This window comes from Methanocrinis sp. (assembly GCF_049974945.1).
Lineage (GTDB): Archaea > Halobacteriota > Methanosarcinia > Methanotrichales > Methanotrichaceae > Methanocrinis.
The window spans coordinates 1-5575 of the sequence record NZ_JBNGCU010000101.1 but is presented as its reverse complement, the minus strand read 5'-3'; the positions used below and the strand labels follow the sequence as shown (position 1 = coordinate 5575).

Sequence of the window (5575 nt, the reverse complement as noted above, 5' to 3'; positions counted from 1 at the left end):
GATCGGTCAGGTCTATCTAGATCGGTCAGGTCTATCTAGATCGGTCAGGTCTATCCATTCTATAGAGATAAAATTTATAAATTCATGAACTTATCCGAAGTAAGCTCACTAAATGGGGTGATGTTATGAGTAGAATAACCCAAAGCAAGGCAGTTTACAGAGCTGAAAGCCATCAACAGATTGCAGAACGAGCATCATGGGCAACCTGTGAAAAGTTCACGCGTTCGATGTTCAAGAGGCGAAAATGAAAAGAGAAGCCAAAATAGCGGAGCTTATAACCCTTCTTCCAGAGGTGGGTATAAATCCATCCCTATGCGGATCGCGAGAATGGGACCTCGCGTCTTGGCCGATCATCTCTGGCAGATCTCTGCGGCGGGCTGCTCGACCCCGCAGCTTGGTTGCCGGATGCATCGGCCGCATTATTTTGCTGAGTTGCATGGGAAGTTTTGCCGAATTGCACAGAGGGCAGATCGTCAATTGATACCATGAATCTCAGCTTCGACCGCATCTTCAGCGCCTTTAGAGGACGGCAGAAGATCGCAAAGGCGATCTCAGACCACTGCCCTGTGGTGGCGAAGATAAAAACGGAGGGCCAGTTTGCCCCTATTGCGGAAGCGATGAGGGCGAGCAGTTCGGCTGGACAAATGGAATAGGGTGAGATCAATGTATGGCCTGCGGGATGGATTACCTTTTCTGAGGGCTGTAGAACCACTCTAGCAGACGTGAGCCGAAGTTCTGCTGAATATCGGCGGTTCTGAGAGATCCACCAAGTTCGAGGAGGATAATATGAAGAGATTTGTATTTATCGGAAACCAGTACCGGGGGATGTCGGACAAGTCCCCAGAAGAGATCGCAAAAGAGCACAAGATGACAGTTCAGGATCTGTTGTCGTGGGATCACCCAACCTGGGGAAAGGTAGAGACTGTCACCTTAAAACCGCGAAAGAGATGAATGGATAAAACCGCTATCTTGAGGTGAGGAGATGAGAGAAGTATCGAGGGAGTATCAAGCCGGGATGGCCAAAAGAAATTCACAGATATCTGATGAGGTCTTAGAAGCCATCTGCAACGTGTCAAGGGGCCAGTCCATGGCGCTGTTGGCCGACGAGGAGAAGAGACGTAAGAAGAGGAGGAGGAGATGAGCCGAAGGTATCAGATGGACTGCGAAGGCTATCGTTGTGGTATTTGTTACAAACCAATTAAAATCGGTGACATTTACGTAACCGATCACGGGAACCTATATTACGCGGCTTGTGCAGAGGCGGCGTTGGCGAAAGATCCGGCAGCGGCCACCGTGGATCCTGTCTCTAATTGGTGGGGGCAGGCATGAATATTTCCGGCCAAGAACTTCACCGCGTTCAGGCCGAGGGGAAGGCTGCGATCTCGAAGGCCGAGGACCGCCGAGCCTTATTGGAGGAGACGGGACCATGACCTCCCAGGCGGAGGAGCTGGCTGTACTGTATGCAGAGTTCGACCGGCGGTTTGCCGAACTGGAGCGGCTTATCTGGCGCATTAGAGAGCTGGAGGAGAATGGGGTCGACCATTCTCCTCAACTGCCCGAGAGATCGAAGGCGAGCGGGCAGATGATCCCTCAAATATCTAATCCTTCATAACTCTTTAGCCGGTGGTCGACAAGTGCTTTGAACAAGTCAAAAAATTTCGCCCCGATTATATCGGCCGCCCTCATCCCCCCGCCGGCGCCACCGGCGCGGATGGAGGGCACCCCTCCATCGTCTGATAGCCTCCCGGCCCAGGATGAGGCCGCCGATCCAGAAGGATGCCTCGCCGGAGATGACCAGAAGGGAGGAGAGGGCGACCTTCCCCTCCGTGGACAAGGAGGTCGTCGGGACGAGGAGGAGGGAGCCGTAGAGGAGACAGGATAGGGCGACCAGGCCGAACCCGAGCCGCCTCTTCCAGCTCGCAGGCTTCGCCTTCGGCTCAACTTTTTCGGTTTGCAGGGCCCGGCCCGCCTCCAGGGCCGCGCCGCCCGAGGCCCTGGCGTTCACCGCCTCAGCCGGCGTCGGGGCCTCCCCCGGCAGGATCTCACCTCATCTCCCGCAGGGCCGCCAGGGCAGAATCGACCTTTTCCCTCATCTCTCCGACCAGCCTCTCGTTCTCCTTGATCCTCTCCAGCCGGTCGGCGGCCATCCTCATAGTCTCCGCCGGGGCTGGACCTCCGGTCCCCGACCTGGCGGCCACGTTCTCTCTTGGATCGAGGGCGGCCATCAGCTCTTTCTCGCCAAAGCCCCTCTCGCTGGGTCTGAGTCCGGCGATCCTCTCCGCCGCCTCGTCCAGGTCCCGGATTGTCGGCGTTCCGCCCTCGGCCGCGAGAGCGCCCACAATCTGGTGAGCGGTCCGGAAGGGGATCTTCGTCTTTCTGACCAGAGAGTCCGCCAGCTCCGTCGCCGTGGAGAAGCCCGCTCCGGAGGCTGCCTCCAGCCGGTCTGTCTTGAACTTCGCCGACCCGACCGATCCGGCCATGATCCGCACGGCGACTCTTGTGGTGGAGAGGCCGCGCCAGAGGTTCGGGGTCGCCTCCTGCAGGTCGCGGTTGTAGCTCATGGGCAGCGCCTTGCAGATGGTGAAGGCGGCGATCAGAGAGCCGAATACTGAGCCGGTCTTCCCCCGGACCAGCTCTGCGGTGTCCGGGTTCTTCTTCTGGGGCATGATGGAGGAGGTGGAGGTGAAGAGGTCGTCCAGCTCCATGTAGCCGAACTCCGATGTGGACCACAGGATCAGCTCCTCGGCAAGCCTGCTCAAGTTCGCCATCAGGATGGCCGAATTGGATAAAGCCTCCAGAAGAAAGTCCCTGGTGGAGACGGCGTCCATGCTGTTCTCGACCAGGCCCTCGAAGCCGAGGAGCTCGGCGGTCCGGTTTCTATCGATATCAAAGCCGGTGGAGGCGAAGGCCGCAGCCCCCAGGGGCGACCGATTGACCCGCGAGTAGGTGTCCCGGAGCCGCTCGAAGTCCCGGAGGAGGGCGTCGGCGTGGGCCAGGAGGTGATGGGCGAGGGTGGTGGGCTGGGCGTGCTGGAGGTGGGTGAACCCCGGGATTATCGATTCAACGTTCTCGTCGGCCCTCTCCGCCAGGGCCCTGGCGAGGCCGTTCACCTCGGCCATGAGGCTGAGGAGCTCGCCCCGGAGGACGATCCGAATGCAGGTGGCCACCTCGTCGTTTCTAGACCTTCCGGTGTGCATCCTGCCTCCGACCGCCCCTATTCTCGCAATCAGCTCCGCCTCGATCGCCTCGTGGACGTCCTCCCCCTCGCCCAGGCTCTCCTCCTCGATCCCGTCGAGGCCGGCCACGATCTCGGAAAACTCCTCAGGAGAGATGAGCCCCCTCTCCTTCAGCATCACCAGGTGGGCCCTGTCCACCAGGAGGTCAGCCTCGAAGATCCAACGGTCGGCCTCCCGGGAGGATATGAACTCCAGAACCTCCCCGGAGATCTCGCCCAGCCTCTCTCCTCTCAATAGCATCTTTCTCGCCCCCTCAGGTGGTGTAATCCGCGTTGATCCTGACGTAGTCGTAGGAGAGGTCGCAGCCGAAGGCCCGGGCGGAACCGTTGCCGAGGCCCAGGTCGAGCTTGATCAGAAGCTCCTCAGACTTCATCGCCTCCTCGGCCTCGGCCAGGACGCCGTCGACGATCTCGCCGTCTCTGACCAGGAAGACCTCTTTCTTCCGGCCGGCGGCGGAGATGGAGAGGGTGATCCTCTCGGGGTCCAGGTCCGCCCCGGACCTGCCCGCCGCTGCCACGATCCTCCCCCAGTTGGGGTCGTTCCCGAAGATGGCGGTCTTGACCAGGCTGCTCCTCACGATCGCCTTGGCTGCCAGGCGGGCGTCCTCTCGATTTCGGGCCCCGGTGACCTCCATCTCCACCAGCTTCGTGGCCCCCTCGCCGTCTTTTGCCATCATTTTGGCCAGCTCCGTGCAGACGTAGGTCAGCGCCTCCTTGAAATCTGCGAGGTTCGCCTCGACCTTGCCCGTGGCTGTCACCAGGACCATGTCGTTGGTGCTGGTGTCTCCGTCGACGACGAGCATGCCGAAGCTCTCGTCTGCCGCCTCGGTGAGGCATTCCCGGAGCTGCTTTGGCGAAATCCTGGCGTCGGTGTAGAGGAAGGAGAGCATGGTAGCCATATTCGGCTCGATCATGCCCGCCCCCTTGGTGATCCCCGCCACCCGAAAACCGACGTGCTCGACTGCGATCTCCTTGACCACGGTGTCGGTGGTCATGATCGCCCTCGCCGCCTCCCGGCTCGCCTCGAGGTCTGATCGGAGCCGCGCCTTCGCCTCCCTGAATAGCTCGGCCAAGAGATCGCGGTCCAGGTACCTTCCGATGACCCCGGTCGAGGCGACCCCGATCTTCTCAGGCCCGACTCCCAGGGATTTTGCGAAGAGGTCTGCCATCCAGCGGGCGTCCTCGACCCCTCGCGGGCCGGTGTAGGCGTTGGCGCAGCCGCTGTTTGCGATCACCCCTTCAAGCCGCCCTTCGGAGGCGATCAGGCTCTCGGCGGTCAGGTCCAGGGGTGCGGCCCTGATCCTGTTCGTGGTGAAGACACCCGCCGCCGCGCCGCCGGCCGCGATCAGGGCGACGCCGTACTTGCCCCGCTTCACCCCCGAGGCCCTGACCCCATCGATGGCACAGATCCCGCCCTCAATCCTCTTCAACTTCCGACGCCTCCATCCCCAGACCGGCGATGATGTCTCCTCGGGTGATGATCCCCACAAGTTTGTCGTCCTCCAGGACCGGGAGCCTGTTGATCCTCTGGCGGACCATGATCGCCGCCGCCTCCTCGATCATATCGTCTGGGCCGACGGTGAATACGTTCTCCGTCATCACGTCAGAGATTTTGGTCATCCCCGCCTCCTCGGCCCCAGCCTGAAGTTTTTCCCATCGGATCAGGTCCCGGATCGGAACCTCCAAGATCTCGAGAGGGCTTGGGAGCCAGAGCCCCCCCTCCTCCTCGGCGGAGAGGAGCTTGAGAAGGTCCGACTCTGAAACCACCCCCACGAGCTTTTCGCCCTCCAGAACCGGCATCCCGCTGATATCGTTCCTCTTCAGAAGCTTCACCGCGTCGCTGACGGCGTCCGTCGCCTGGCAGGCGACCGGCGCCGGGTTCATCACGTCCCTGACCAACATGCTCTAACCCCTCGGATCTCTTTTTATTTACCCTTTCAGTAAGACCTGCGGCCTTCTCCGCCCATCAGGGCGCGCCGCCCGGAAGCCACAGCCCTTCGGTCTCGCCGAGCCCCATCATCAGGTTCATGTTCTGGATCGCCTGGCCTGAGGCTCCCTTCACCAGGTTGTCTATCGTCGAGAGGACGACGATCCGGTCGCCGGAGCCGTCCACCTCGAAGCCTATATCGCAGAAGTTCGATCCTCTGACGCCGCCGAGGGAGGGAGATCCGGGGACCTGCCGGACGAAGGGGGCGTCCTTGTAAAACACCCCGTAGATCTTCGAGATCTCGGCCTTGTCTGGTATGCTGCCCACAAATTCATCCTTGACCAGAACGTGAGCCGTCGTCAGAATTCCCCTGATGGCGGGGACGACGTGAGGCGTGAAGCTGACCTTGACCC

At 60.7% G+C, this 5575-nt stretch carries 8 protein-coding genes; 2 read left to right on the top strand and 6 right to left on the bottom strand.

Going from position 1 to position 5575, the window contains the following annotated elements; translation table 11 throughout:
- Positions 1-786: 786 nt before the first annotated feature.
- Positions 787-951: a hypothetical protein gene (locus ACP5EL_RS08840; RefSeq protein ID WP_428402146.1), complete on the top strand. Its 165-nt coding sequence runs from the start codon at positions 787-789 to the stop codon at positions 949-951.
- 31 nt (positions 952-982) lie between these two features.
- Positions 983-1141, top strand: coding sequence for a hypothetical protein (locus ACP5EL_RS08835; RefSeq protein ID WP_428402145.1), 159 nt, complete (start codon positions 983-985; stop codon positions 1139-1141).
- 216 nt (positions 1142-1357) lie between these two features.
- On the opposite strand, the gene ACP5EL_RS08830 is transcribed toward ACP5EL_RS08835, so the two are convergent.
- From ACP5EL_RS08830 to ACP5EL_RS08805, 6 genes are all read right to left on the bottom strand, one after another.
- A complete protein-coding gene (locus ACP5EL_RS08830) occupies positions 1358-1543 on the bottom strand; it encodes a hypothetical protein (RefSeq protein ID WP_428402144.1) in 186 nt (61 codons plus the stop codon).
- Between the two features lie 105 nt (positions 1544-1648).
- Positions 1649-2005, bottom strand: a complete 357-nt coding sequence (locus ACP5EL_RS08825; RefSeq protein ID WP_428402143.1) for a transporter suffix domain-containing protein — start codon at positions 2003-2005, stop codon at positions 1649-1651.
- Positions 2006-2042: 37 nt separating this feature from the next.
- Positions 2043-3476, bottom strand: coding sequence for an argininosuccinate lyase (gene argH / locus ACP5EL_RS08820; RefSeq protein ID WP_428402142.1), 1434 nt, complete (start codon positions 3474-3476; stop codon positions 2043-2045).
- 13 nt (positions 3477-3489) lie between these two features.
- Positions 3490-4665, bottom strand: coding sequence for a bifunctional ornithine acetyltransferase/N-acetylglutamate synthase (gene argJ / locus ACP5EL_RS08815; protein ID WP_428402141.1), 1176 nt, complete (start codon positions 4663-4665; stop codon positions 3490-3492).
- The gene (locus ACP5EL_RS08810) at positions 4652-5137 is read right to left on the bottom strand and encodes a CBS domain-containing protein (protein WP_428402140.1); all 486 of its coding nucleotides are present in this window, start codon (positions 5135-5137) and stop codon (positions 4652-4654) included. The genes argJ and ACP5EL_RS08810 overlap by 14 nt, the downstream gene beginning before the upstream one ends.
- A 64-nt stretch (positions 5138-5201) precedes the next feature.
- Positions 5202-5575 (bottom strand): Asd/ArgC dimerization domain-containing protein (locus ACP5EL_RS08805; RefSeq protein ID WP_428402139.1); only part of this gene is annotated, 374 nt, incomplete at its 5' end.